This window comes from Marinobacter sp. GH_1 (assembly GCF_048595985.1).
Lineage (GTDB): Bacteria > Pseudomonadota > Gammaproteobacteria > Pseudomonadales > Oleiphilaceae > Marinobacter > Marinobacter shengliensis.
On record NZ_CP184460.1, the window covers coordinates 554,109 to 580,124 of the forward strand.

At 54.7% G+C, this 26,016-nt stretch carries 21 protein-coding genes; 9 read left to right on the forward strand and 12 right to left on the reverse strand.

What is annotated here, in order from left to right; genetic code table 11:
• Position 1: 1 nt before the first annotated feature.
• From ACNSOI_RS02560 to ACNSOI_RS02575, 4 genes are read right to left on the reverse strand one after another with little or no spacing between them, the layout of a single operon-like run.
• Positions 2-2,911, reverse strand: a complete 2,910-nt coding sequence (locus tag ACNSOI_RS02560; RefSeq protein WP_420195071.1) for a DUF1156 domain-containing protein — start codon at positions 2,909-2,911, stop codon at positions 2-4.
• A complete protein-coding gene (locus ACNSOI_RS02565; RefSeq protein ID WP_420195072.1) occupies positions 2,911-4,587 on the reverse strand; it encodes an AAA family ATPase in 1,677 nt (558 codons plus the stop codon). Before ACNSOI_RS02565 ends, ACNSOI_RS02560 begins: the two co-directional genes overlap by 1 nt.
• Positions 4,584-8,153 (reverse strand): helicase-related protein, encoded by a 3,570-nt coding sequence (locus tag ACNSOI_RS02570; RefSeq protein ID WP_420195073.1) that lies wholly within the window; start codon positions 8,151-8,153, stop codon positions 4,584-4,586. The genes ACNSOI_RS02565 and ACNSOI_RS02570 overlap by 4 nt, the downstream gene beginning before the upstream one ends.
• Positions 8,150-9,100, reverse strand: a complete 951-nt coding sequence (locus ACNSOI_RS02575; protein ID WP_420195074.1) for a helix-turn-helix transcriptional regulator — start codon at positions 9,098-9,100, stop codon at positions 8,150-8,152. The genes ACNSOI_RS02570 and ACNSOI_RS02575 overlap by 4 nt, the downstream gene beginning before the upstream one ends.
• Positions 9,101-9,303: 203 nt before the next feature.
• On the opposite strand from ACNSOI_RS02575, the gene ACNSOI_RS02580 reads away from it, so the two are divergent.
• The 3 genes from ACNSOI_RS02580 to ACNSOI_RS02590 all read left to right on the forward strand — a co-directional run bounded on the left by ACNSOI_RS02580 (position 9,304) and on the right by ACNSOI_RS02590 (position 13,476).
• On the forward strand, positions 9,304-10,443 hold the full coding sequence (locus tag ACNSOI_RS02580) for a metallohydrolase (protein WP_420195075.1): 1,140 nt from the start codon (positions 9,304-9,306) through the stop codon (positions 10,441-10,443).
• A gap of 73 nt (positions 10,444-10,516) precedes the next feature.
• Complete coding sequence (locus ACNSOI_RS02585) at positions 10,517-12,727, forward strand: Mov34/MPN/PAD-1 family protein (RefSeq protein WP_420195700.1); 2,211 nt, start codon at positions 10,517-10,519, stop codon at positions 12,725-12,727.
• Positions 12,724-13,476, forward strand: a complete 753-nt coding sequence (locus ACNSOI_RS02590) for a hypothetical protein (protein ID WP_420195076.1) — start codon at positions 12,724-12,726, stop codon at positions 13,474-13,476. The genes ACNSOI_RS02585 and ACNSOI_RS02590 overlap by 4 nt, the downstream gene beginning before the upstream one ends.
• Positions 13,477-13,575: 99 nt before the next feature.
• Here ACNSOI_RS02590 and ACNSOI_RS02595 read toward each other — a convergent pair whose 3' ends face one another.
• The 7 genes from ACNSOI_RS02595 to ACNSOI_RS02625 all read right to left on the reverse strand — a co-directional run bounded on the left by ACNSOI_RS02595 (position 13,576) and on the right by ACNSOI_RS02625 (position 18,034).
• Positions 13,576-13,926, reverse strand: a complete 351-nt coding sequence (locus ACNSOI_RS02595; RefSeq protein ID WP_420195077.1) for a DUF7673 family protein — start codon at positions 13,924-13,926, stop codon at positions 13,576-13,578.
• Positions 13,927-14,031: 105 nt separating this feature from the next.
• Complete coding sequence (locus tag ACNSOI_RS02600) at positions 14,032-14,190, reverse strand: hypothetical protein (protein ID WP_273071540.1); 159 nt, start codon at positions 14,188-14,190, stop codon at positions 14,032-14,034.
• Between the two features lie 48 nt (positions 14,191-14,238).
• A complete protein-coding gene (locus tag ACNSOI_RS02605; protein WP_420195078.1) occupies positions 14,239-14,871 on the reverse strand; it encodes a recombinase family protein in 633 nt (210 codons plus the stop codon).
• A gap of 120 nt (positions 14,872-14,991) precedes the next feature.
• Entirely contained in the window at positions 14,992-15,381 is a 390-nt protein-coding gene (locus ACNSOI_RS02610) for a hypothetical protein (RefSeq protein WP_420195079.1), read from the reverse strand.
• 70 nt (positions 15,382-15,451) lie between these two features.
• Complete coding sequence (locus ACNSOI_RS02615; RefSeq protein WP_420195080.1) at positions 15,452-15,865, reverse strand: hypothetical protein; 414 nt, start codon at positions 15,863-15,865, stop codon at positions 15,452-15,454.
• Positions 15,858-16,706, reverse strand: coding sequence for a hypothetical protein (locus ACNSOI_RS02620; RefSeq protein ID WP_420195081.1), 849 nt, complete (start codon positions 16,704-16,706; stop codon positions 15,858-15,860). Before ACNSOI_RS02620 ends, ACNSOI_RS02615 begins: the two co-directional genes overlap by 8 nt.
• A 443-nt stretch (positions 16,707-17,149) precedes the next feature.
• Positions 17,150-18,034 (reverse strand): universal stress protein, encoded by an 885-nt coding sequence (locus ACNSOI_RS02625; protein ID WP_420195082.1) that lies wholly within the window; start codon positions 18,032-18,034, stop codon positions 17,150-17,152.
• Positions 18,035-18,217: 183 nt separating this feature from the next.
• Between ACNSOI_RS02625 and gmk the strand changes: the two genes are divergently transcribed.
• From gmk to ACNSOI_RS02645, 4 genes are all read left to right on the forward strand, one after another.
• Positions 18,218-18,850, forward strand: a complete 633-nt coding sequence (gmk, locus tag ACNSOI_RS02630) for a guanylate kinase (RefSeq protein ID WP_061332570.1) — start codon at positions 18,218-18,220, stop codon at positions 18,848-18,850.
• An 87-nt stretch (positions 18,851-18,937) separates the two neighbouring features.
• On the forward strand, positions 18,938-19,150 hold the full coding sequence (gene rpoZ, locus ACNSOI_RS02635) for a DNA-directed RNA polymerase subunit omega (RefSeq protein WP_058091993.1): 213 nt from the start codon (positions 18,938-18,940) through the stop codon (positions 19,148-19,150).
• A gap of 171 nt (positions 19,151-19,321) precedes the next feature.
• Positions 19,322-21,463: a RelA/SpoT family protein gene (locus tag ACNSOI_RS02640; protein WP_061332571.1), complete on the forward strand. Its 2,142-nt coding sequence runs from the start codon at positions 19,322-19,324 to the stop codon at positions 21,461-21,463.
• 77 nt (positions 21,464-21,540) lie between these two features.
• On the forward strand, positions 21,541-21,927 hold the full coding sequence (locus ACNSOI_RS02645; RefSeq protein WP_011784170.1) for a RidA family protein: 387 nt from the start codon (positions 21,541-21,543) through the stop codon (positions 21,925-21,927).
• Here ACNSOI_RS02645 and ACNSOI_RS02650 read toward each other — a convergent pair.
• Positions 21,920-22,789 (reverse strand): NAD-dependent epimerase/dehydratase family protein, encoded by an 870-nt coding sequence (locus ACNSOI_RS02650; RefSeq protein WP_420195083.1) that lies wholly within the window; start codon positions 22,787-22,789, stop codon positions 21,920-21,922. The genes ACNSOI_RS02645 and ACNSOI_RS02650 overlap by 8 nt on opposite strands.
• 76 nt (positions 22,790-22,865) lie before the next feature.
• Between ACNSOI_RS02650 and ACNSOI_RS02655 the strand changes: the two genes are divergently transcribed.
• Positions 22,866-23,825 (forward strand): hydrogen peroxide-inducible genes activator, encoded by a 960-nt coding sequence (locus tag ACNSOI_RS02655; protein ID WP_058091990.1) that lies wholly within the window; start codon positions 22,866-22,868, stop codon positions 23,823-23,825.
• 8 nt (positions 23,826-23,833) lie between these two features.
• Positions 23,834-25,909, forward strand: coding sequence for an ATP-dependent DNA helicase RecG (recG, locus tag ACNSOI_RS02660; protein WP_420195084.1), 2,076 nt, complete (start codon positions 23,834-23,836; stop codon positions 25,907-25,909).
• Positions 25,910-26,016 lie beyond the last annotated feature (107 nt).

Genomic DNA, 26,016 nt, shown 5'->3' on the forward strand with positions numbered 1-26,016 from the left:
CTTAAAAGTTCAGTCCGTGTTGTTCACCTTTGTGCCCCAAATCGTGGGAAGCGGCGACAATAGCGTGCCAGGAGCCGATCAGTTCGTTGTAGGCGCGGGCTTCTTCGGCCCACTTCTTGCGTTCGCATAAGGTATACAGGTGATAGGCCAGTTGGCGAATGGCTTCGCCTTTCTCCGGCATTTTGGCGAGCAGTTCCCCGGCAGCTGATTCGCCGCTGTTATTCAGGCGACGGATCATCTGATGGCAGGCTTCCCACACGGGCGTTCGATCGTCCTTGGCGGGATCCCAGTCGGACTCGTAATCGTTCCAGCGTAGCAGGCGCACCTTGCCGCCGCCGGATTCGGCCACTCCAGCCGCTTTAACGCCATCGACACTCGTGCCCTTGGCGCGGGCGAGGGTGTCTGCTTCGCCGAACTGGCCATGGTTCCAGCCGTATTGCTCAAACCAGCTTGAGCAGAACTGGGTGTCGGCATCGAAGCTGCCGGAATCTGGGCTCAGGTATTCGGTAATGGCGCGGTTAATCAGCACCAGGGCGTCGTGCACGCTCATGCGCGAGCCGTCCTGATTCAGTACCGCCTCGTATTTGGAGTAGATGGCCATGCCTGGGCCGATAGCGGACTGAGCCAAATCCACCGGAGCTATGGGGGTTTGACCGGTTTGGCCGCCGATCATAGTTTCCAGGGCTTCGGGCATTTCTTCGCGCAGTTGGCGCTGGAAATCGCGGCGAGAGATAGAATCCGCGTTGGTTTCGCGTTTGCGGCAGACCAAGACGATGGAGGATGCCAAGGCGTTGCTGCCGATACCGATGCTACGTCCTTCGCGTTCAGTTCGAACAGGCCACGTACCATCAATAGAAAAGCCAGCCTGAATTACAGCTTCTAAGAAGGTAACCCAACCGGTACTGGTGGTGCTGCCTTCTTTGGTTTCTGACTGCTTAAAGGCGTAGTAGATGGAAACCGGAAACGCTGGATGAGACTTCTCAGCCATGTTGTGAATGGCGCGGGTCATCCCATCCATAAAGAAGGTCTCAGCCTTCTCTTTGTTGCCATGACGGTAAGGCGTAGCAACCAGCTCTTCGGCTTTGGGTACTGCCATGGTCGCGAACAATGTGGGGTAAATGCCTCGCAATGCTCTGCGCATCCAGACATAGAAAAAGTCAGACAGATCAGCGTAACCAATATTGTCGTAATAGGGGGGGTCAGATGAAATGACCTTATTGAGGCTGATTGACTGCGTCGCTGCATCACTTTGCTGTGCGCCGCCAGAGGCAGTGGCTGGTAAAAGGTCAACTACCTTAAATACCCAGCTAATGCTTCCGATGAAGTTACCTGTTGAGTCGGACAAGGGGTTTACTTCTGCAAAATCCCAGACCATTGGAATGGCCTGCCTTGCGAAGGTACTTCGAATCGTGTCCCGCTGTGACGTCCAACTGGCAATTGTTGAGCCCGAGTCGGCAACCTTATCGACTGCAAAGCCCAAATACACCGCCACAGCCTCCCCATAAGCCGTAGCCCCAGCGCCGCCTTGGGCCAGGCCTTGGCCGTCATCCGGCAGGCCAGCGGCTTTGGCGTCGGCAATGGCTTTTTCACGGGCTTCCTGCACCAGATCGGAGAAGGTGGTCAAGGCCACCAGTTGGCGGGGGGTGAATAGGTCCAGAAACTTAGTCATGCCATACTCGACGACATTCGTTCTTCCGGGCCAGTGCGAGATTTCTGTCTCAGTGAACCGCTGAGCCTCAGCTGAATTGGCGACTTCTTCGTCAGACTCGGTTGGGGACAAATAAACTCGTCCTTTCTTTCCTTCAGCCACAACCGCCATTAGCTTCTGACCCATTCGGCCATTCTTGGCTTCGTTGCGAATGTACTTAAACGGGATGGCTGTTTGAGACAGTATACAAGTACCACCACTTCGTACGACTGTTCCCTGTAAGGCTTCATCAGATGGTTCGCCGAACCTCACTTCGAACGTGTAACGATCGCCATCAACGACGGGCTCTACCCATGCCTCTTTACCTTTCCTACTAGATAAGACAAAGGAGCGGGCGAGAGGGACGTCCATATGACTAAACGCCGGGTTAGGGCTTTTGACGGTCCTGGCCCAGAGCCAGGCAATAACAGTCAGCTCTTCGCCTTTATAGGCCTTTAGATCAGGTCGCTCGGCGACCATCTCAGAGGTAATTCGAACTTTGGGATAGAGGTGACCAATACGCTTGAAGGCTTCTTCCCGTATCCAGTGGCCGTAGCGGCGCACATCTTCAGCCAGACCTTTGGCCCCAGCCCAATCTTCAAAGGCGTCACTGGTCGCTGACTTCTTGGTTTGCTTGTCGGATTCTGGCCGTGGCCCCACCGGCTTCTGCCCGGCAAACTTGGGTGGGATTTCGATCATCGCCTTGTTGATCATCACCGCTACCGGGTTTAGATCGCTGGCATAGCTTTCCAAACCCAAGCGCTGAGCCTCCAGGGGAATGGCACCACCACCGGCAAAGGGGTCATGGAAGGCAGGCAGTTTCTCCGGATTGAACAGTTCCGAGGCCTGAGGATGATTCCGGTTCAGGCGGCAGGTTTCACGCCAGCTCTCCCAGATGGCCTCACGGGCACGGCCGAGCACTTCTTCGTTGTTGGTGTTCTCCCATTTCACCAGATCTCGGATGATCTGGAACAGCTTCTCCCGCTTGATTTCCGCTTCTTTTTTGTTAACGCCATGTCCCAATTCCCGCTGATAGCCGGGGTCGTTCACCAATTGTGCAAACAACACAGCCCGAGCCGCTGCCAATGGACGACGGGCCCACCACAGGTGCAGAGTGCTGGGGTGGCCGTGCCGAATGGACTTCTCACGGGCGGCAGCGACATTTATGTCATCGAGCGGCAGCGCTACTTCGATTAATTTTCTAGGAGATTTAACTTGAACCATTATTTATCCTGTATTCTCAAAGGAGCCAATACCGCTTCAGCCAGCTCGTTGTAAATGGCCATTCCGGGTTGAATTAATGGTGCAAGTTTTTCTATGGAGAAAGCCTCAGCTGTATTTCCACAACCGTGCAGGTTGAGTACTCGCTTGCACTTGTTGTATAAACTATCGGATATGGCCTTAATGTCATCAGCGGGCTTGCCTCGCCCTGGGAGAGACTGAATCTGTGACTGTTTCTCTAGCTGTATTTCTGAAAAAGCTTCAGGCGAGTTGTGAATTTCGCAAAGTTTCAGTAAAACTTCGTCATCCCACAGAAAACTTTCGATATCCCTGCGAGATAGGACGTATGTTTCTTCATCCTTTAATTGATCAATTTCGACTGAATTTCGATCATCTTGGTCAAGAACTTTCCAGGTTTTTATTCCTGGGGCGAGTTTGGTAAGTAGATAGTCAAACGCCTTCCCATCAAACTGAACTTCATTGGTGCCGCCTAAAGGAATAAATTCAATCTCTGGATGCCACGGGCTAAATATCTTTTGATATACAGCTGCGTCAAAGCTTGGCTTTTTTCCCGTCTGATTAACTTTTCGGCCTTCACAAAAAACGACATACTCAGGTACAACAAGCTCTGCCAAATCATCAAGGGCAGTGTGGAACATTTGTTGCCAGAACTGCCTGCCAGGTTTTATTGGTTCTAACCTCACGGGCTGATCAAAATTTTGTTCATGGAAGTCAATGAACGCTACTTGCCCTGGGTTGGCTGAATTGAGTTCAGCGGCCTTGCGGGCCATGCCGATAGAGTGCGTTGAGAGCCATAGCTGGCAGTTGTCTGGGATTAAATCGAACATTGCTTCGAGTAGTGTCGCTTGAAGTCTCGTGTGCATATGCAACTCTGGCTCATCAACACAAAATATGGTGTCGTCAAACTTTTTACGTTTAACAATGAAATCCAGAAGAAGATCGAATGCAGCTTTTTCTCCACCTGACAAATTTTTATAGTGGAAATTTGAAGAGTCACCTTTTGTGAAACGAAATGTGCCGCCCTCTAAGGGGTTGCCAGGCCCTTCAAGAACTAGTCCATCAAAAACTTTGAGCATGGCTTTCTTTACTTCGCCGATTAATTCATCAGTAATCTGTCCGGCTGTTCTATCTCTTTGCTCATTGTCGTATAAACTTTCCAAACTCATGCCGACAAGGCGTTGATAGTTGTCCTGAACTCGAGACTCGGAGAGCACTAGCTTCGAAGCTCTGCTTGAGTCATTGAGGATGTCATCAAGCTTTTGAAGCCCATCGATAGTAAAATCCGGAGAATGTCGATACGCTGATCGGATATAAAAAGCTTTTCTGCAAGCCTCTTGATCGTGTTTTATTTCCTCATTCAATCCATGAAATTTCGGAGTAATCTTGTCCCAGGTTTCCTGAGCCAAGTTTCTAGTTCTTTTCGCCTTTTCTGGAGTCATCGCAAGACTGTCTATTGGTCTCAAATAGTAGTCAGGATCGTAGTTCCAGTCTTGGCGCGCTGATATTTTCATCCAATAATTAAAGGCTTCAAAAAGCGAGGTTTTGCCACTTCCATTTGGTCCGGTAAGTAGTACCAATTTGGCGGTCGAAGGAATATTCGAAATTTCAAGATTCGCGAAGCGCTTGAAATCTCTAATAGTAATTTTTTCTAGCTTCATAAGCCTGACTCCTGCTGCTCTGCCTTTGATAGCAGGTATTTGAGCTCGTAATTCACCGAAGGGACGCCGAAATCCGGTTCGGTTGTGAAGGGGTTTTTCACGTAAAACGGCCCTTCGTGGCTGTCGCCGTCCACAATGACGATTGCGAGCCAGAACTTGTCGGCCTGATTGAGGGCGTACAGAATCTCGTTGCGGCTGACGGTGATGGTTTCCTGGCCTTTGGCGCGGCCTTTGACTTCGATATGCCGGTCAGGCAGCAATGAGCCGTCCGGATTCGCCGGGAGCCTGGCCGTAATGTCCCAGCCGCATTTCTCGGCGGAGACATCCTTGACAGTGTGCTCCAAAGCCCGCTCATGATCTGTAACTGCCTTCATGGCCACCTGTTCAATACGCGCGCGGGCCTGTGCATCGGCGGTAAAGGTGGTTTCGCCCTTGCGCATGGCCAGTAACCCCTGAGGGATGACCAGAGCACCGCCGATTACGACCGGGGTGCTGGAGACCACGCTTTTCATGGCTTCCAGTTCCCTCTTGCGCTGGTTCAGGCGTTCGGTGAGTTCATCGACTCGGCGACGGGCCATCTCTGGCTGCATGCGCGGCTGTTTGCCTGCGGTTACATCGTCGGTGAGTTTGATGTAGCGATCAGACCAGTAGCTGATTTCCTTCACTAATCGCTCGTGTACGGCAGCCAGCACTTTGTCGGCTTGCCGCTCACGGCGGGTTTTAACTTCCTGATAGTGTTCCGGCACCAAGTGTTGGGAGGCGTGGTTCAGGGCCAGGCCTTCGAGGTTTCCGGTGATCCAGGGTGCATTCAGAATATCCTGAACCAGCTTGTGGTCGTAATCGTCGATGGGCTGTAAATCAAGATGAGGTGCCCAGCCCGCATGGGTGGTATTGCCATGCTTATCAATCTCCACAAACTGTAACCGGCGGGAGGCGATGGTGGATTTGCCGCTGTCTTTGTCGCCGCTGCTCATGCTCTCGCGAATGGTGTGATCCACCATGAAAAGAATTTTCGGCTCAGTGCCCTCGTCGTTCGGATCTACAAGCACGGCACCCTGCTTGAGTTTGCTGCGGTGTGCCTGAAGAATCAGGTCCGTCGCGGCGTGCATCAGCGGATGACTCGGGTGGATTAAGTCGGCCATGGGCTTGCCCGGCACTCGGACAAGCTGCTTTTCAAAACAGATTCTTTCGTACTTTTTCAGTACGGGAGTACGGCTCTCGCCAATAATACGGTCCCGCTCACGTATCGCTGCCGGTACGTGACGGACCTCGTAACGACCTGCTTCTCTGGGGCGCATTTCCCCGCTCAGTGTCTGAAACGCCTCAGTGAAGAAAGCGCGGATGAAGTAGGGCTGGAGCTTGCGCGCCTCAGCCTTTTCCATTTCCTCCTTCACAGCGTAAAGGTCTTCCAGTGACATGTGCTGCTCGACGAGGGCATTACGGCGTAGGATTTCCTTCAGGTGATCGGTGTCCAGTGCCCCGTCGATCACCCGGTTGAGCTTGTCCTTCACCTCGGGAGATTCGCCATAGCGAATCGCCTCGATGAGCAGGTCTTTCAGGGATTTGTTCTCAAAGGCTTCACCCAGAATATCGAAGACTTTGCCACCCAGCGCCTGTTTTTCGATTTCCAGCTTGTCGAACAGCTTCTGGAATACATCGCCTTCCCGGGTTTCATTGGCTACCAGGTTCCACAGATGGCAGACCTCGGTTTGGCCGATGCGGTGAATACGGCCAAAGCGCTGCTCAAGCCGGTTGGGGTTCCAGGGCAAGTCGTAATTGACCATAAGGCTGGCGTTTTGCAGGTTCACACCTTCACCGGCGGCATCCGTCGCCACCAGTACCAGTACGTCAGGATTGTTGCGGAATTCTTCCTGAGCTTTGCGGCGTTCGTCGCGGTTGGTGCCGCCATGAATGGTTATGACGGCGCCGGGGTCACCCAGTAGCCCACTGATGCGTTGAACAAGGTAATTCAGTGTGTCCTTGTGTTCGGTAAAGATGATGAGCTTGCGGCGGCTACCACCGGCGGTGTACATCTCTGGCTGGTCTTGTAGCAGATGCGAAAGCTCTTCCCATTTTTTGTCGTTGCCAGACTGCACCACAGTCATAGCCTGGTATTCCAGGTCTTTCAGGATGACGATTTCGGCTTCCAGTTCCGGAATGGTTTCGGCGGCAGTGGCTTGATCAACCACCTGATCGACCACCATTTCGTACTCTTCGGCGCTCAGCTCTTCATCCATCTCATCGATGTTGTCAGGCACATCAATTTGCTTCGTGACCTGATATTCGCCCAGGGTTTCCGCCACGCCATTCCGGCCAGCCTTTTTAAGCCCTTCGCCCCGTGCAACCAGCTTCATTTCGTCCAACCGGGCTTCAAGGCGCTTGCGGCGACGTTTCAGCGACTGGTAAATGGCTTCGGGGCTGGACGCCAGGCGGCGCTGGAGCTGGGTGAGAGCGAAGCCAACAGTGCCTTTACGCTTACCATCAAGATTATCCGCACGGTTCATTTCGTTGCGGACATAGTTGGTCACTTCGGCATAAAGTTCGGCTTCGGCATCGGATAACTCATAGTTGGCGGTATAGGCCCGGCGTTCCGGAAATAGCGGAGTACCATCAAACTTGAGCAGCTCTTCCTTGACCATGCGACGCATCATGTCGGAGACATCGACCTTATGTGCGCCTTCACGGAATTTGCCGTAGAAGCGGTCACCATCCAGCAGAGAGAGCCAGATCTGGAAGTCTTCCTCCTTGCCGTTGTGGGGCGTTGCGGTCATCAGTAGAAAGTGCCGGGTTATGGAGCCCAGCATTTCACCGAGTTGGAACCGCTTGGTTTTGTTGACCTTGTTGCCAAAGTAATTGGCTGAGAGCTTGTGTGCTTCATCGACAATGATCAGGTCCCACTCGGTATTCTTGAGCTTCTCCTGGAAATCCTCATTGCGGGAGAGCTGGTCCAGACGGCAGATAAGTTGGTTGGCTTCATCAAAGAAGTTGCCGGAGGCACATTGCTCCTGCTTTTCGCGGCTGAAAATCTCGAACTGGACGCCAAATTTCTCTAGCAGTTCGTCCTGCCACTGTTCGGTGAGCCCGCCAGGAGAAACGATGAGGATCCGTTTGGCATCCGCACGCATGAGCAGCTCACGAATCAGCAAGCCAGCCATGATGGTTTTACCTGCCCCGGGGTCGTCTGCCAGTACGAAGCGCAGGGGCTGACGGGGCAGCATGGCCTCATACACTGCTGAAATCTGGTGCGGCAATGGCTCGACGTTGGATGTATGCACGGCCATCATGGGGTCGAACAACGCGGCTTGGGTGATACGGTAGGCTTCAAGGCCGAGTTTGAAGTCAGCCCCCGGAGCATCAAATGCCCAAGGCCGGCCCGCTTCCGCCAGTTCCAGGCGTGCTTCGTCGGAACGAAAAAGCATCTGTTCGTTCAGGCGGCCCTGGCTGTCCTTGTAGTATATGGTGAGCGCATGCTCACCGACCGGTTCAGTTTGTACGACCCGGACAATTTCGTTGCCTTGGATGCCGCGAATTTGCGCGTCTTTTTTGATGTCTTCCAGTTTGATCATTCAACGTCTCCCCATTCCATGGTGGATATCACAGCCTGGTCTTCGGTGTGGACTTGGTCTGTCGATGGAGATTTAAAGCCAGGCGCAATGACCAGGTTCTCGACTCCGTAGAGCGTTTGGTGATTACGCAGCCACAGATGGTACTCGGCGCCCGTCAGGCTATGGTCTTCAGAGCAGTCGATATTCCACCGGCGCAACACATAGCCAGCGACCGCTGCCCGCACCTGCACTTTCAGCAAGCCTTGGTACATCCCGTATTCATGCTCGATGGTTTCCGCATGCTTTAGCTGCGGGTGGGGTACCAGGTGCATTTCGACGATGCGGTTCCACTGGATATCCGCTTCTTTGGTTTCATGGCTGGGTAGCACTTTTCCAGCAATGAGCCTGGGCTTGGCGATGCGATTGATCACGAAGTCAGTAAAGCGCTCCCGCTTGCGATCATAAGCCCGCACATGCCAACGCAGACCGTTATCGACCAGGGCGAAGGGGACAATTTCCCGGTTTGTGTGCCCGCTGGAAAGGGAACGGTAATGAACGTGCACCGCTTTTTTCTGATAAATGGCCCGACTGATGACCGAGAGAACATCCAACTGGGGCAGGTTTAGCTGTGTAGGAGTCTCGGCAGTTATCAGGGCGCGGTGGACGCCGACATAGTCGTCGCCGAGACCTTGACAGAGCGCGGCCAGAACCTGGCCTTGGGAGCAGTCAAATAGAGGGGTGAACTGTCCGGAGGCATTATAAATCTTGGCCTTTGTGTCGTACTCGAGATTGCCCGGGGCTAGCTCCTTGTAGAGTGACAGGTCGCGCGTGGCGGCAGCGGCCTTGACGCCAAAGCGGTTTACAAGGTCAGCGCGAGACACGGCGCCTAGAAATCGGAGGCGGAAGTCTATGTGAAACAGGCGCTCTTTCTGCGCCTGACTGACGTTGTCCAGATGGTTGCTGGTCATTTGGTTACCTGACGGAAATTTAGAGCTAAATTAGCACGATAGTAGAAATTGTGCCATATCAAATCTAATTTGAACACGTATTGTGATCAAAATGAGGTTGACTAGGTCGTAGACCATTGCTTTAATGTGATTCATTGGCTTTAATTCTGACAAGAGTCAGAGGGATGGCTTGCTGGCTATTGACTTGACGGGAGTGGCTTGTGATGACTGCGATTATGCGATTTTTCCCTGTGGACAACGGCGACATGACGCTGCTCCAGTTGGAGTCAGGCAGATTCTTGCTCGTCGACATCAACATCAGGTCGGACGCAGACGACCCAGATGGTGAAAAGCCAGATGTAGCTGCTCAGCTCCGAAAGCTGTTACCCCGAGATAGCCAGGATCGACTTTATGTCGATGCCTTTCTGCTCAGTCACCCCGACCAAGACCACTGCCGGGGCTTAGGTAATCACTTCCATCTTGGCCCGGCGGATGAATGGTCGAAGAAGGATGACAAAATATTGATTCGGGAAATGTGGTCTTCTCCAATCGTGTTCCGTCGCGCAAGCCGAAATCACACGCTCTGTGAGGATGCGAGGTTGTGGAACAGTGAAGCCAGACGGCGCGTAAAACAGTTTCGCGATGGAGGGGCTAGAACAGACGGGGAGCGGATTTTGATCCTCGGTGAGGACGACAACGGTAAAACTGATGATTTGACCGACATACTCGTCAAAGTAGATGAAACCTTCAGCTTTATGAATGGCTCATTAGATGACAGCTTTTCAGCGACATTGCTTGCGCCGCTTCCGATCAATGACGATGAAGAGGAGCTTTCGAAGAATAAATCTAGCGTTATTCTTCAATTTTCGATCGCCGGGGGCGGAATACCGGGTAAGTGCCTCTATTTAACGGGAGGCGATGCCGAAGTGGCCATTTGGGAAAGATTGTGGCAACAGCATAAGAAAGACCCTGACGTGCTCTCGTATGACGTATTACTGACGCCGCACCACTGTTCATGGCGCAGCTTGTCATACGACAGCTGGAGCGACAAAGGAGAAGATGCCCAGGTTTGTCAGGATGCGCAAAGCGCTCTGTCTCAGGCCAAGCCTGGTGCGATCCTGATTGCGAGCAGTAAGCCGGTGCTGAATGACTCAAATGATCCACCCTGCTTTCGCGCAAAGCGAGAGTACGAAAATATTGCAGATGACTGCGGTGGGAGCTTTGAGTGTGTGGGGGACCTTTCGCCAAAGGCGTTGGAAATTGAAATTGGAAGCAATGGCCCTAAGCCTAGAGCCAAACTACTGACTTCAGCTGCCATCGTGAGTTCGGGTCTGGTTGGGAGTCAGCCGGTTGGCCATGGGTAATTCAGGAGATACTCACCATTCACAGAAGCGGGAAGTTGATCGAGCGATTGCGATCATCAAAGCCCACCCTCAGGTGAACCAGGTTAGTGAGCCTTACACCCAGGATGACGTTTTTCATCTTGATGTGATACTTGAGGTTCCTATGCCCAATGCTTGGAGGGCTACAGGTGAGAGCCCGTCTGGGGTGAGGCGATTTGAAGAGATTCATCTCAAGTTCCCCCGGCTATATCCACTGGACCCACCGGAGTTATCCCTGCGAGCTGACTTCAGCCGAAATCATGCACATATTCAGCCATGGCTTACCTCTGATAAACGACCAGTGCCGTGTATTCAAGACGGACAGCTTACGGAGTTCATGCAACAACATGGTATTGCCGGTATTTTAAATCAAACGGTGTTATGGCTTGAGCATGCCGCTGAAGGGCGTTTGATTGATCCTGAGCAAGGCTGGGAGCCCCAGCGCAGGGATGATACTCAAGATTTCTTGGTTGCTGACAGCTCTAGCCTACGAGCGAAAGTCAGCCGCAATGGCGGATTCCAATTCAACCGTATGGGTTACTTTCGGCGTCATGGGCATTGGCTATTCGGCCAAGTTTTTAATGACCAGGTTCCTGTGAATGAGAAGTCCATACGTAATGCGGTAACATGGACTACCCATAACGAGGAGTTCCAGCGCGGAGATAGCTTGGCATTGATTGTATGGCCAGGCAAGCAACCCTCTGGTGACCCTATTGTTTGCGATGTTTATGTACCGGATAACGTAAAAAATCTCAGTGACCTGAAGGAAAAGGCACGAGAGTTCGGATGTGTTCGGGAGCTTACCGATGGGCTAAACAGGCTTGCAAAGTGCGTCAAAAAATACCGTTCTAGGGAAGCCTGTCCAATAGCAGTTGTGCTGTGTGCTCGTCGTCCATGCAATATCATTGGGACCACTAGTAACATCGAAATATGCTGCTATACATTGGACTTTTACGCCAATGAGGCATTTCCTAATGGAGATGACACACCGGTAAGACCCTGTGCTCATCGTGACCACATCACGCGAGAGCTATTATCTACACTATCCGGTCTTCCCGCTGAAGACACCCCTCCCGCATGGACATTGATCGGGGCGGGTAGTCTCGGATCGAAAATAGCCCTGCATTTAGGCAGAGCCGGCCGAGGGCCGAGTACGATCATAGACTCGGCCATGATGGTGCCCCACAATGCGGCTCGCCACGCGATAGCGCCCGCTGATGCTGACAAGCAGGTCATGTTGATGGACATGAAGGCGCGACTACTAAAAGAAGCCCTATCCGGACTTTCGCAGAACGTGACGGCAATCACCGATGATATAGTTGATGCACTCCACTCGCGCGCTCTGTCAAAACAGGCATACCATAAAGACACGTGGGCAATCATCAATACGACAGCGTCACTTCGCGCCCGCGCTGCACTCTGCACACAGACGTTTCGTCACAGAGTAATTGAAGCTCTGCTCTATGCAAATGGTAGCCTCGGTGTCATAGCAACCGAGGGTGTTAATCGTAACCCTGACATCGGAGACATCTTCACGGAGTTGTATGCTCTGGCCTCTGGCGACGACAAAATAGGGCAGCAGCTTTATCCCGAGGGCGGCGATATCGAACTTCCGCGTATTATTGTGGGTGAAGGGTGTGGCTCAGCGACAATGCAGGTCTCGGACGGGAGGATATCGATGTATGCGGCTGGAATGTCTGAGTATTTGCTATCCCGTCAACAAGAAGGGTTGCCTACAGAAGGTGAACTCCTGATTGGTCGGCTCTCTGATACCGGAATCGGTGTTAGTTGGGAGCATGTCCCTGTTGCCCCCGTGCGCATCGTCAGGACGGAAAACGAAACTGGTTGGACAATTCGTTTGAGCGCCCGCGCGCACGAAAAAATAGAACGGGAGGTCGCTCATTGGGCCAGCGTTGAGACAGGAGGAGTGCTCCTTGGCCGACAAGATGAGGTAACACGGAGCTTTTACGTGGTGGATGTACTGGCAGCCCCCGAAGACAGTCAACGATCACGACATAAGTTTGTGCTCGGTGTGAAAGACCTCAGGCGCACTCTCGATAACTACGTCAGAACAACAAATGCAACTTTGTATTGTCTCGGTACCTGGCACAGCCACTTGGCCCCAAGCGGACCGTCAGCGCTCGACAATCAATCAGCACAGGCTATGGGGCTCGCCCGTCTTGCTCCCTCAATCTTGTTGATACACACACCAGATGGCTATCGTGCAGTCCTCGCTGAAAGGGAAATCGGTGAGGGAAGAGCATGAACCTTACTGAACTGGTCACAGACCCTTATAACCGGCGCGCACGCTTCCAGCCCGCACTATTGGCGCTTCTGCCAGTTGGTATCGTCGCTTTGATTTTTTTCCCCGGGCTTGAGTCAAAAGCTGCCACGCTTATTGGTGTTGCCGCGTATTTTGGAGGTGCGACCTGGCTGACCCAAGTCGGTCGAGCTCGAGGAAAGCGTCAGGAATCCAAGCTGTTCCAATCGTGGGGAGGCATGCCATCTATTTCTATGCTGCGCCACCGAGATAAGCGACTCAACAAGTTGACGAAGGAACGGTATCACCGCTTTCTATCCACACATATTCAGAACATCGTTCTGCCCAGCTCTGAAGAGGAGTTAAATGATCCCGAAACAGCAGATGAGGTCTACGCATCAGCAAACGATTGGCTTTTACAAACGACGCGAGGCCAAGAGTCGGCTAAACTCATTTTCGAAGAGAACATGAACTACGGTTTCCGAAGGAATTTCTGGGCTTTACGACCTGTGGCACTGCTGGTGGATTTGGTGCTGGCTGTAGTCGTCGTTGTGCTGACCGTACCTTTGCAAAGCGCCCCGTTTTCCATCATAGAGTTAAACACCGCTGCACTCGTTGCCTTGGCTGTCATTGTCGTACACATTCTGGTTGTATTGGGAGCGACGAAGAAATGGGTGCTCGCCGCCGCAGAAGCCTATGCCAGGCAACTGCTTTCCGCATGCGATGTTCCCAACGACAAAAGCATTAAAGGTTAGAGTCCAGAAGTCAGCAACGACCTTCTGCTGCTTAATACTATGAGATAAGACGAAATGCGAGACGGGGTGAATTTCAAAAAGAGCAGCTCAATAAAGCTATCAGTCTCCCGATTCCCGCTCCCACCAAGACTGAAACAACTCGTCACCACCCGGCACATAGGTGTGAACCTCCCGGCCATTCCAATCCAGCGCCAGAACCTGCAGGACTGCCTGTTGCAGTTCAGTATCCAAGGCCCTCAACCGGTTCAACTCGAATGGCCAGTGGCTGGCGTTATATAGGCCAAGCAGGAATCGCCGGATATGCCGGGCCTGGCCACCACCGCTGTGAGCGGCGTCGATCAGCATTGTGAGAGCCGAAAGCCCCTCGCCCTCCCGCTGTAGCCTCCGCTTTTCTTCCTGTTCTAGCAAATCTAGAAAGCCTTCGGGAAGCATGGCTGTTTTGTCCGTCATGTGCATAACCTCATATCGACTTCACGATCATGCTGCCATGGACGACGCAGTAGGCACGGCTCTCAAACTGCCCGTTTTGGTCAAGAACACCGGTTTGCCCCAAATTTATTTCGGGCCGCCATTGTGGCGGGATGATCTTTTCCGGAATTTGCCCTCTGCAAACGCTTCCAGACGGTCTGCGTTGCGGTAGGCCATAACGCAGATAAAAAGTACGACTGCGACAAAGCTCAGGAATGCAATCAGTGTGGCAGATAGGTTCAGCATATTCAGGTCTCCAATAGTTGATGACCCTTTGAGGGCCCTTTGTTGGTCTCAGGCCACCACATCGGCCTGTCTTTGTTCTTTGGCGACAGACGCGATCAAGTGCCGCGAGCAACTCAGCATTTCCTGGATCTCGCTGTAGCTGTGGCCGCTGCGCAGAAGGCTGGCGATGTGCTGCCTGCGCTTTAGGTCTAGCTGTCGACCTTGGTACTTACCCTCCGCTTTGGCTTTATGGATGCCCTGGAACTGGCGGCGCCGTCGGTCTTCGTAATCTTTGCGGGCCACGGCAGCCAGCATGTCGAGCATCATGGCGTTGACCGCTCGTAGAATGGAGTCGGTGAAACCGGTGTCGTCTTTCTTTTCCAGGGCGAGCCAACTGGTCGGTAATTCCGGGGAGACGATGGCCAACCGCTTGGCGGCCAGTTTTTGTTTGAGAGAGTCCCAATCATTCTGTTTGAGGCGAGCCAGCCGGTCGATCTGTTCGACCAGCACAATGTCGCCCTCGCCGGAATCTGCAATCAGCTTCATCAGCTCGGGGCGGTGTAAGGTGGCGCCGGACACGTTCTCCACATAGAACGCGGCGATCCGCTGGCCATGGTTGGCTGCAAACTGAACCAGTGACTCCCGGGCTCGCTCCGCATTCTGTTCCTGCGTGGATGCCCGAAGGTAGGCTCGAATAAACATCGTCGGTTCCTCAGTCTGTTATAAGTGGTTCTCTCTGGCCGGTCTGGTTTAGGTGGTTCCGGTGGTCGCTACCGGGTTCGAACCCCTGGTTCTCCTGATCTGTACCCATAAAGAACCACTTCAAGAGTCGAGAAACTCCCCGAACGGATCGTTCGCTCGATAAAACTGGTTGATCCTGTCGTCATCAGGGAAACCCTCCGTACCGCCATCGTTTCCGTTGCCGGAAGTTGCCTTGCTGCTCGCGCCGACTGTCTCCTCTCCAGTGCCTCGCCTAAACGACGCCATCTTTTCCTCGAATTCAGGAAACGTCATTTCCCCATCGGGTCCCTTGGCGAAAACCGTCTTGTAGGCATCGACTACGGCCAGTGCGAAGCGAATGAACAGTGCGACCACCCAGAGCACGAACAATAGATACCATGCGTAAAGCGCTACATCGGTACCCCTAAAGGCGAGCTCCACAACGCCGATCCCGGCGAGCCCCACTGCTGCGATTTTTCCCACTCTCACCATGGTGTCAGTCCCCGATCGTTCTTTACTTCGAAGCTACCAGAACCTGAGAAAATGCAAGTTTTGCCCGGGATCAGGCCGCTGCGGCTTGCCCGGCCAGCCATGGCAGTTTCACCTTGCTGTAGGCATCGTTCGTCATCGCCCTCAAATCTTCCACGTCCAGGTGTGGAACCACCAACGCCGTGCCTCGGTATCGAACTCGCGGGTAGCTGGATGGCTGGAATACGCCATGAGGGAGGTCGTCCTCATCGCCCAGCCACTGTCTGAGTCGGAGATCGATACACCAGCCCTGTTCGAGCTCGATCCAGCAATGGGGAGCGGTGATCATTAGGCTCAGCCGGTCCTCCGCGTATCCGATCCGGCATTGATGAAGGATGCCGTGCTCGCCCAAGGCGCTGCTGATCACAAAAGTCATGTAGACGCTATCGACTCTCAGGTCCTCCAGCGGCAGCAGTGCCAACTCAAGTTCATCGTGCCAGTCACTCATGATCGGGCTCCCTGAACATCAACTGTTGGCCCTGTTCATACAACACCGGATAGGGGAGCGGCTCTCCATCCTGGATCACGGTGTTTGGTGGAAAGTACATCACTATCCAGGGAGGCATGCCGGCGCTGACAGCGCCATAGAATTCATCTACTGGAAAGGTGAGTTCATGGCCGGACTGCCGAAATACCAGTCGGGAGTATTTCTCGGGGTGGTTGGCAGCGATGTTGTAACTGGCTGCTTCACCGCCGATGACATAGCTTGGTGTCTTCCAGTGATTCGGTTGTTGGATGTTGTAGGCGATGACGCAGTTGCTATCGGCACAGCCATATCGCTCCGCTGTCACCGACCACAGCATGAGCGGGTGCCCGTCAATTTCTGGCGTCTTCACGTCTGTGAGTTTCGTTGCCGTAATTGCCATCGATTCGGCGGCCTGGGTGATGGCCTCATCCACGACGGCAACATAGTGGTCATAGGCGTCATCCTCGTTCGCCGCCAGTGATTCCGGCATCCAGCCCATCAGGCTGGGTCGCGCCGAAGGGTTGTCCGGCGTCATCATGATGTCAGTGGCGTTGAAGAGCAGCGTCTGGGTGCCGGTAAGATGACGAAGCGGCGCGTCTAATGAGGTCGTCAGACTGGCCAGGTTGAGGGCGCCCATCAACAGGCTTTTGCGATAAGAGCGGGTGCCGTCTGGTGAATCCCGCAGGTCTTGATCGTAGATGCCCCCAGCGCGTGCCAGGTTCAGTGCGCGGGATGATTCGTCGTCATAGTGTCGAGGCGTGGCAGCGCAACCCACGAGTGCGGCTGTAGTTACAGCAAAACAAATGGTCTTCAACTTGGTCATTTTGAACTCCTGCGTTTTCTAAAATACTCGCACGAAGTTCCAAATATGCAAGAGGAAAAATAAAAAAATATCTAATAAAATCAATAGTTTGTACTGTCAGTACAAACTTCGATGTATCAGCAGAGGTGCGCTGGGAGCGCCGCTCTTGCTAGACTTGCTGGCAGGTTTTCTTCGGTTGAGACGAGGTGACGGGAAACCGGAAAAAGATCAGGAATTCCCAGTTTCCCACTTATCCCAGCTTATAATCATGAGTAGTAACTATGTGGGCTACTCAGAGATAAAGTTTCTATCCATGGGTAGTAAATTGGGTAGTACCGATCATTTATCACAAGAGAAAACATTTTAATCACCTGCTTTTTAAAGGTTTTATATTTTTATTCTTTAAGCAGGTGCAAAACCTTGAATGATTGTCGCGGGCCGGAGTAGACCGGCCCCTTTCTGCCTTATTCTTTCTCGGCCGGTTTAATGGCCACGAGATCGGTTCTCAGGTGAGTCAGCACTTTCTCAGCCGTATTGCCGACAACTTTAGCCGCCAGACCGGTTTTGCCGGTGGTGCCCATGACCACCATATCAGCCTTGATTTTGTTGGCGACACTCGGGATCACTTTTTGTGCCGGGCCAGCGATAATGTGAACCTGCTCCGGGTTCAGGTGCCAGGTGTTGCGCAGGTGTTCGATTCTGGGCTTCAGTTCTTCCTCGCGCTTGCGTGTATGGGCGGCGGTATCAATGATGTCCAGATCAGCCAGCACCACCGATGTGTGGAGCGCATGCACCAGGTGTAGGTCGGTATCCATGGCCTTGGCCAGCCGCCAGGCATGATCAATAATCCGGTTGTTCAGGGCCCGTTTAACTGGCTTCTCCGAGCTCAGGTCAATGGCGGCCAGAATCGGGTGTGCTTTCTTCCATTTGTTGTCTGCCACCAGCATCACCGGCGCCGGGCACTCCCGAATCAGATGCCAGTCGGTGGGTGTGTACAGGAACGTCTCGGATCGATGCCCGGTTTTCACCACGGTGCTGATATTCTCGCGTTCGCAATGCTCGTTAATCCATTGGTGAATCTGCTTGGCCCAGACCGTGTGGGCGACCACGTTCAGGTCGTCGCAGTCTGCCAGTGCCAGCATTTTCTCCAGCCATTCCTGGCGTAACTCGATCAGTGCCGTGCGTGCATTGTTCTGGACCACCGGGTCGGCGGGAAGGGCGTCGAGATATTCATGCACGAAGGCCACGATTTCGAGGCTGGCACCGGTTGCCCGGGCCAGTTCAATACCCCGGCTCAGTGCGGTCTGGTGCTTGTGTTTCGGGTCCATGATGATCAGGAGTTTGTCCATTCCGGGCTTCCAATAATCGGCAGATTCAGGGTGAGGGGCTGATGGCCCCGGTGTCTGGGTTTAACGCGCTATATTATCAGTAGAACACGGCTCGGGATGCGCATATAAGTCAAACCCCGTATAATTCACGGTTTTCTCGCAGGCCCCTGGGGCTGCGCAAACTGTATTTGGAGTCAGTAAGCCATGAGCCAGGCCGGTGAGCAGGGTACCCTGTTTGTAATTTCCGCTCCCTCGGGCGCGGGCAAAACCAGCCTTGTCGCGGAAATGCTCCGTCAGGATTCGCAGCTGGGCGTGTCGGTGTCTCACACCACCCGGCCCATGCGCACCGGCGAGCAAGACGGCGTGAATTACCACTTCGTCAGCCGTGATGAGTTCGAGGCGATGATTGCCGAGGGCGACTTCCTGGAGCATGCCGATGTTTTCGGTAATTACTACGGCACCTCACATGCGTGGGTCCGCGAGACCCTCGCGACAGGTCAGGATGTCATCCTGGAAATTGACTGGCAGGGCGCCGAGCAAGTTCGCCGCCTGGTTCCCGAGTGCGTCAGTATCTTTATTGTGCCGCCCTCTGCGGAGGTGCTGCGTGAGCGCCTGATTGGCCGCGGCACCGATGCGCCGGAGGTGATTGAGCGCCGGTTGGCAGAGGCGGAAGAAGAGTGCCGGCACGCTGCCGAGTTTGACTACCTGGTGGTAAACGACGATTTCGGCGTGGCATTGGCCGACCTGCTGGCCATCACCCGCGCCCAGCGGCTGAAAATGTCGGTGCAACAGTTGCGCCACGGCAAACTGCTGGCGGGTCTTGTCAGTCGGGACTGAATCTGGTTTTCCCTGTATACAAATTGAACCAGGGGCAGTAAACTACGCGGTCTGCTAAATCAGTGATTCTTTTTGTCGGGGAAGATAATGGCACGAGTTACCGTTGAAGATTGTCTGGAAAACGTTGATAACCGCTTCCAGCTGGTCATGCTGGCCACCAAGCGCGCCCGCCAGATTGCCACCAAAGGTTCAGAGCCTATGGTTGCTGAAGAGAATGACAAGCCGACGGTTATCGCCCTGCGTGAAATTGCCGAAGGTAAAGTTACTCGCGATCTGCTGACCGAAGACGACGACGAGTAAAATCGCCGGCAGGAGTGCGTACATTTACCTGCCAGCGATTGAGACCCATTGAAATCTGTCACCGCAGTTTTATAGTGTAGCTATAGAAACCTGCTGGAAGGACAAGGGAAGGCCCGGATGCATGCATTCGGGCTTTTTTGTCCCTGGCGAACAGAGAACACTGGAGGCGCGGTGTCGGAAGAGGCAACGGTAGAAGAACTGGCCAAAGAGCTCAGTTCGTATCTGGATACCAGTCGCATCAATCAGGTGCGAAGGGCTTACTATTACGCGGAGCAGGCCCATGAAGGGCAGATGCGTAAAAGTGGCGACCGTTACATTACCCACCCTCTGGCCGTAGCCCACATCCTTGCCGAGCTGAGACTGGACCATCAAAGCCTGATGGCGGCCATGCTCCATGACGTTATCGAAGATACTGGAATCCCCAAAGACGCGCTGACAGAACAGTTTGGTGAAGATGTCGCTGAGCTGGTGGATGGTGTCTCAAAACTGACCCAGATTGAATTCCGCTCCCGAGCCGAAGCCCAGGCCGAGAACTTCCAGAAAATGACGCTGGCCATGGCCAAGGATATCCGGGTAATCCTGGTCAAACTGGCAGACCGCCTGCACAACATGCGCACGTTGGGGCCGATGCCCTATGAAAAGCGCCAGCGCATTGCCACCGAAACCCTGGATATCTATGCCCCGATTGCGAACCGGCTCGGGATGCATGCCATCTCCACAGAACTGGAAGATCTTGGCTTCTCCTCGCTGTACCCAATGCGGTCCAAGTACATTTCCAAGGCGGTCGACAAGCTGCGGGGCAGTCATCGAGAGATCATTGATGAGATTCGGGGCAAGCTGCAGGAGAAACTGGAAGAACGGGGTTTGCCCGGGCGCATTCAGGGCCGGGAGAAACACCTGAACTCCATCTACAACAAGATGAAGTTCAAACAGAAATCCTTCCATGAAATCATGGATGTCTATGCGTTTCGGATCATCACAGACACGGAAGACGATTGTTACCGCATTCTGGGTGCCGTGCACAGCCTCTACAAACCGCTGCCGGGCCGCTTCAAAGACTATATTGCCATGCCCAAGGCCAACGGCTACCAGTCGTTGCACACAACGCTGTTCGGCATGCACGTGAACATCGAAATCCAGATCCGCACCGAGGAAATGGAGCACATCGCCAATAACGGTATCGCCGCGCACTGGATGTACAAAACCGACGATTCCGGAGTCACCAACATCAATCAGTCCAGGGTTGATCGATGGGTGAAAGGGTTGATGGAAATGCGGGAGCGGGCGGATGACTCCATGGAGTTCATCGAGCACGTAAAGGTTGACCTGTTCCCTGACGAGATCTACGTGTTCACGCCCAAAGGGCGCATCATGGAATTGCCCAGCGGCGCCACATCGGTTGACTTTGCCTACGCCATTCACACAGATATCGGTAACGCTGCGGTTGCCTGCCGGATCAACCGCAACCTCGCCTCCCTGAGCCAGCCGCTGCAAAGTGGTCAGACCGTCGAGATCATCACTGCGCCCGGCGCCAAGCCGAACCCCGCCTGGTTGAGCTTTGTGGTCACCGGTAAGGCCCGAAGCAGCATTCGACATGTGTTGAAAACCCGCAAGCGGGCAGAGTCCATCGAGCTGGGCAGAACCCTGCTGAAGAAGTCCCTGAAAGGATTCGGTGCAAAACTGGCGGACATTAGCGATGCCCAGAAACAGGCTGTGGTGAACCACAATCAAGTCAACAGTTTTGATGACCTGATCGGCGATATCGGGCTGGGCAATCGCATGGCTTACCTGGTGGCGCGGCAGCTGGTATCTGGCAACGAAGCGCTGGATGGTCCGGCTAATCTGGAGAATGTGGAGGTCGACAAACAGGGCGCGGTGACCATTCGCGGTACCGAAGGCATGCTGGTGCGCTTTGCCAACTGCTGCAAGCCGATTCCGGGCGACCCGGTGGTCGGCATGATGGATTCCGGCAATGGCATGGTCATTCATTCCGACACTTGCTCCCGTCTGCCGGAAGACGACGAAGGCCGTGCCCGCCTGACCCACCTGAAATGGGCCAAAGACATCACCGATGAGTTCTCAGTGGAGCTGCGCGTAGAGCTGGAGCGTCAGCGCGGTGTGATTGCAGAAATGGCCAACGCCGTTGCCATGGCCGATGGCAACATCGAGCGGATTAACGTGGAAGAGCAGAATGCCAAGTTTGGTATTGTCAGCCTGGTGGTTCACGTGAATGGCCGTAAACACCTGGCACGGGTGATGCGCCGGGTGCGCAACATTCGGGCGGTGACCCACATCAGTCGGGTTCGCCACTGACCAGACCGAGGTATGGTTGACAGTGGCCACGGCGAAGGGTGACGATTGGCGTTTTGAACGAGAGGAAATTACAGGTCATGACCAACAAATCTGTCATCCAGACTGAAAACGCCCCTCAGGCGATTGGTACATATTCCCAGGCGGTGAAAGCCGGGGACACCGTGTATTTGTCTGGCCAGATTCCGCTGGACCCGGAAACCATGGAAGTGGTCGCAGGTGACTTCGCCGCCAAGACCCGCCAGGTGTTTGAAAACCTGAAGGCTGTGTGCGAGGCCGCAGGCGGTGAGCTGAAAGACATCGTCAAACTGAACATTTACATGACCGACCTGGCCAACTTTGCCACCGTGAATGAAATCATGGCGACCTATTTCCAGGAACCCTACCCGGCACGGGCTGCCGTGGGCGTGGCAGCGTTGCCGAAAGGTGTGCCTGTGGAAATGGAAGCCGTGATGGTGCTCAGCTAAGGCCGTCGATGAGTTCCCGGTATCCTGCCTTGTAATCGGGGTACCGGAACTCAAAGCCGGTGGCCAGCAGGCGCTGATTGCTGCATCGCTTGCTGCCAGCTCTGCCGCCCTTACGGGCACCCTCCACCGGATCTTTACACGGCACCTGCTGCCGAACCCACGCTACCACGTCATCCAGCCGCACCGGCTCGCAATCACTACCAATGTAGAGATCGTCCAGTGGTTCTCCCTTCATGGCATTTTCTGTCAGCCAGGCGACCGCCCGGGCCGCATCCTGCTCGTGAATCCGGTTGCTGAACGGGGCAGGGGGCTCTGGGTTCATTCGCCCTTCAAGAACCTCCTCCAGAAAGCGTTGCCGGCTGTGGCCGTAAATACCGCTGAACCGGACCACGGTGGCCGGGTGAATACTGTTCAGGGCGGTCTGTTCGCCTTCGAGAATGAGTTGCCCGGTGAAGCGGTCTGGCCTGGCCTCACTGTGTTCATCCACCCAGCTGTCGTCGTTCTGGGCGTACACGCTGGTGCTGCTGATGAACAGGAGTCTGGTTAATTTATTCGGACCCAGGGCATTGATCAGGTTCTGTAGTCCGGTGACGTAGGCATCCCGGTAACCCGGTTCGTCGTAGCTTGATGGTGTCAGGCAGTAAATCACCACATCAAGATTTTCTGGCAGTTGGCCCTTCAGTGTATCTGGCCGGGTCAGGTCGGCACCTATACCTGTAACCCCGGGCGGTACCTTGTGTGGGTTCCGGCGCAAGCCGTACACGTCAGCCGTCTTTGCCAGCAAGGAGGCGATGTCGCCACCCAGCTTGCCGCAGCCCGCCACCAGGATTCGCGTTGAATGTTTGCGATCGGTCATTGCCATAGACAATTTCAATCCTTATGCTTTCGCTGATAAAGTATGTGAAACTTCGACCTGCACCCTGTGACCGGAGCTCACCATGACACTCACCGAGTTACGATACGTCGTTACGCTTGCCCGGGAAAGGCATTTTGGCCGCGCGGCAGAGCGTTGTCACGTCAGTCAGCCCACGTTGAGTGTGGCGGTTAAAAAGCTGGAAGATGAGCTCGGCATTCCGTTGTTTGAGCGGAGCAAAAGCAGTATCCGCGTCACTGAAGTGGGCCAGCGGATTATCGAACAGGCCCAGCGGGTTTTGGACCAGGTGGGTGTCATCAAGGACATGGCCCAGGACGGCAAGAATCAGCTCAACTCGCCGCTCAAGGTGGGTGCCATCTACACCATTGGTCCCTATCTGTTCCCACACCTGTTGCCGGAGTTGCGCCGCGCCGCGCCGGAAATGCCGCTCTACATAGAAGAGAACTACACCGCCAACCTGCGCCAGAAACTCCGGCATTCCGATCTCGATGCCATCATCATCGCCTTGCCATTTGAAGAGCCGGAGGTGGTCACGCTGCCGCTGTATGATGAACCCTTCGTGGTGTTGCTACCGGCCGACCACCCGCTGACGGCGAAAGACCAGATCACGGCGGAAGAGATGTCCAAGGAGCAGCTTCTGTTGTTAGGGCCGGGCCACTGTTTCCGGGACCAGGTGCTGGAATCCTGCCCGCCATTGGTTGATGCCATCACCAAGCGCACTGATAACGGCCAACCTGAACTGGTTACTGAAGGTAGTTCTCTGGAAACCATAAGGCACATGGTGGCTTCAGGGTTAGGGATCACCGTGTTACCCCTGTCTGCCGCCACCGCCATCAAATACCAGGAAGATATCCTGGCGGTGCGCCCGTTTGCGCCGCCGGTACCCTTCCGCACAGTCGCCCTGGCCTGGCGCGTAACCTTCCCCCGCCCGAAAGCCATTGATGTGTTGTCGCTGGCGGCCAGCCAGTGCCGCGTAATGGAGAAGGCGAAAACGGCAACGCCGGTGGTTGCTGAGCGCGCCTGAGGGCTGTTATGACGTCACTGGACGACATCTCCGTTACCCAGCTCAAGGGCGTAGGAAGCGCCCTCGCGGGAACGCTTGCCAAGCTGGGTATCCATTCCATTCAGGACCTCCTGTTTCATCTGCCTTATCGTTACGAAGACCGAACCCGCGTTGTCCCCATGGGCAGTTTGCGCATCGGCGACGTGGCGGTGGTCGAAGGCGAAGTCATGAAGTCCGACCTGGTAATGGGGCGCCGTCGATCGCTTCAGGTTACCCTGCGGGATGACAGTGGTTTTCTGGTGATGCGGTTCTTCCACTTTAACGCAGCCCAGAAAAACCAGCTGACTGAAGGCGCTCGGGTTCGTTGTTTCGGTGAGGTTCGCCCCGGCCGGGCCGGTTATGAGTTCTATCACCCCGAATACGAGGTTAATCCGCCACCCATGGCAGCTGCCGGTGAGGCGACACTGACTCCGGTCTACCCGCTGACCGAGGGCATTCAGCAGCCCCGGGTGCGAGGCCTGTGCCAGCAGGCACTGGGTTACCTGGCCCGTTTCCCGATCAAGGACTGGTTGCCGCCGTCACTGTTATCAGACTATCAACTGCCTGGTATTACTGACGCGGTCAAACTGGTGCATTCTCCTCCTGCCGATGCGGCGGTGCATTTGCTGATGGAGGGCCGGCACCCGGCCCAGCAGCGCCTGGTGATGGAGGAATTGCTGGCCCATCAACTCAGCCTGTTGCAGGTGCGTGAGCAGATTCAGGCCCGGGCGGCGCTCCCACTGTTGCCGATCGGTGACTTGCCGGAGCAGTTCCTTGACCAACTGCCGTTCAGCCTGACTGGCGCCCAGAAGCAGGTGATGAAGGAGATCCGGCAAGACCTCAGTCAGCCGGTGCCCATGCTGCGCCTGGTTCAGGGCGATGTTGGTTCCGGAAAAACCGTGGTGGCAGCTCTGGCAGCGCTACAAGCCATTGGCTCGGGCGCTCAGGTAGCCCTGATGGCACCGACGGAGATTCTGGCCGAGCAGCATTACCGGAACTTCCAGGGCTGGCTTGCCCCTTTAGGGATTGAACTCGCCTGGTTGTCTGGCAAGGTAAAGGGCAAGGCCCGGCAGGAGGCTCTGGCAGCGGTTGCTTCCGGCCAGGCGCAGGTGGCCATCGGTACCCATGCGCTGTTCCAAGACGAGGTTCAGTTCCAGCGCCTGGCCCTGGTGATTGTTGACGAGCAACACCGGTTTGGTGTGCACCAGCGCCTGGCGCTTCGCGAGAAAGGCGTCGGCGGTCAGTTGGCCCCGCATCAGTTGATCATGACCGCAACACCGATCCCCCGAACCCTGGCCATGAGTGCCTACGCCGACCTGGACACGTCGGTGATCGACGAACTGCCGCCTGGCCGGAAGCCGATAGAAACCGTTGTGCTGCCGGATTCCCGCCGTGATGATATTGTTGAACGGGTGCGCACCGCCTGCCGTCAAGGCCGCCAGGCGTATTGGGTGTGCACGCTGATTGAGGAATCCGAAGCGCTACAGTGTCAGGCTGCGGAGGTGACAGCGCAGGAGCTGGCGGAGCGATTGCCGGATCTGAAAATCGGATTGGTCCATGGTCGGCTCAAAGCCGTAGATAAGGCCAGCGTAATGGAACGGTTCAAGAGTGGCGAGCTGGACTTGCTGGTGGCCACCACCGTGATTGAGGTGGGAGTTGATGTACCCAATGCGTCGCTGATCATCATTGAGAACCCGGAGCGTCTTGGGCTGGCGCAACTGCATCAGCTGCGGGGGCGTGTGGGCCGGGGGGAACAGGCCAGTTTCTGTGTGTTGATGTATCACCCGCCTTTGTCGAATAACGGAAAAGCAAGGTTGCAGGCGCTCAGAGACAGCCAGGATGGTTTCTTTATTGCCGAAAAAGACCTTGAGATTCGTGGCCCGGGTGAAGTTCTGGGTACCCGCCAGACGGGCCTGATGCAGTTCAGGCTCGCGGATTTTGAACGGGACAAGGGCTGGATCGAACCCGTCAAAGCGATGGCGCCCGCGCTCATGCGACAGCCAGCGGTGGTGTCCGCTCTAATCAGGCGATGGCTCGGGGAGAATATTCGGTACGGCGAGGTGTGAGGCCGAGGCCATACTCTGTTGGCTCATTGTGGCCTGGCCCACTTTTTGCCCAGAGTTTGCTTGAAATTAGCTGCACAATGCAGCCAAATAGGTATCAAACCTTCTTT

Bases quoted from the DNA above. Each gene is read 5' to 3' on its own strand.
- ACNSOI_RS02560 (WP_420195071.1), bottom strand. From the start codon at position 2,911: ATGGTTCAAGTTAAATCTCCTAGAAAATTAATCGAAGTAGCGCTGCCG.
- ACNSOI_RS02565 (WP_420195072.1), bottom strand. From the start codon at position 4,587: ATGAAGCTAGAAAAAATTACTATTAGAGATTTCAAGCGCTTCGCGAAT.
- ACNSOI_RS02570 (WP_420195073.1), bottom strand. From the start codon at position 8,153: ATGATCAAACTGGAAGACATCAAAAAAGACGCGCAAATTCGCGGCATC.
- ACNSOI_RS02575 (WP_420195074.1), bottom strand. From the start codon at position 9,100: ATGACCAGCAACCATCTGGACAACGTCAGTCAGGCGCAGAAAGAGCGC.
- ACNSOI_RS02580 (WP_420195075.1), top strand. From the start codon at position 9,304: ATGACTGCGATTATGCGATTTTTCCCTGTGGACAACGGCGACATGACG.
- ACNSOI_RS02590 (WP_420195076.1), top strand. From the start codon at position 12,724: ATGAACCTTACTGAACTGGTCACAGACCCTTATAACCGGCGCGCACGC.
- ACNSOI_RS02595 (WP_420195077.1), bottom strand. From the start codon at position 13,926: ATGACGGACAAAACAGCCATGCTTCCCGAAGGCTTTCTAGATTTGCTA.
- ACNSOI_RS02600 (WP_273071540.1), bottom strand. From the start codon at position 14,190: ATGCTGAACCTATCTGCCACACTGATTGCATTCCTGAGCTTTGTCGCA.
- ACNSOI_RS02605 (WP_420195078.1), bottom strand. From the start codon at position 14,871: ATGTTTATTCGAGCCTACCTTCGGGCATCCACGCAGGAACAGAATGCG.
- ACNSOI_RS02610 (WP_420195079.1), bottom strand. From the start codon at position 15,381: ATGGTGAGAGTGGGAAAAATCGCAGCAGTGGGGCTCGCCGGGATCGGC.
- ACNSOI_RS02615 (WP_420195080.1), bottom strand. From the start codon at position 15,865: ATGAGTGACTGGCACGATGAACTTGAGTTGGCACTGCTGCCGCTGGAG.
- ACNSOI_RS02620 (WP_420195081.1), bottom strand. From the start codon at position 16,706: ATGACCAAGTTGAAGACCATTTGTTTTGCTGTAACTACAGCCGCACTC.
- ACNSOI_RS02625 (WP_420195082.1), bottom strand. From the start codon at position 18,034: ATGGACAAACTCCTGATCATCATGGACCCGAAACACAAGCACCAGACC.
- gmk (WP_061332570.1), top strand. From the start codon at position 18,218: ATGAGCCAGGCCGGTGAGCAGGGTACCCTGTTTGTAATTTCCGCTCCC.
- rpoZ (WP_058091993.1), top strand. From the start codon at position 18,938: ATGGCACGAGTTACCGTTGAAGATTGTCTGGAAAACGTTGATAACCGC.
- ACNSOI_RS02645 (WP_011784170.1), top strand. From the start codon at position 21,541: ATGACCAACAAATCTGTCATCCAGACTGAAAACGCCCCTCAGGCGATT.
- ACNSOI_RS02650 (WP_420195083.1), bottom strand. From the start codon at position 22,789: ATGGCAATGACCGATCGCAAACATTCAACGCGAATCCTGGTGGCGGGC.
- ACNSOI_RS02655 (WP_058091990.1), top strand. From the start codon at position 22,866: ATGACACTCACCGAGTTACGATACGTCGTTACGCTTGCCCGGGAAAGG.
- recG (WP_420195084.1), top strand. From the start codon at position 23,834: ATGACGTCACTGGACGACATCTCCGTTACCCAGCTCAAGGGCGTAGGA.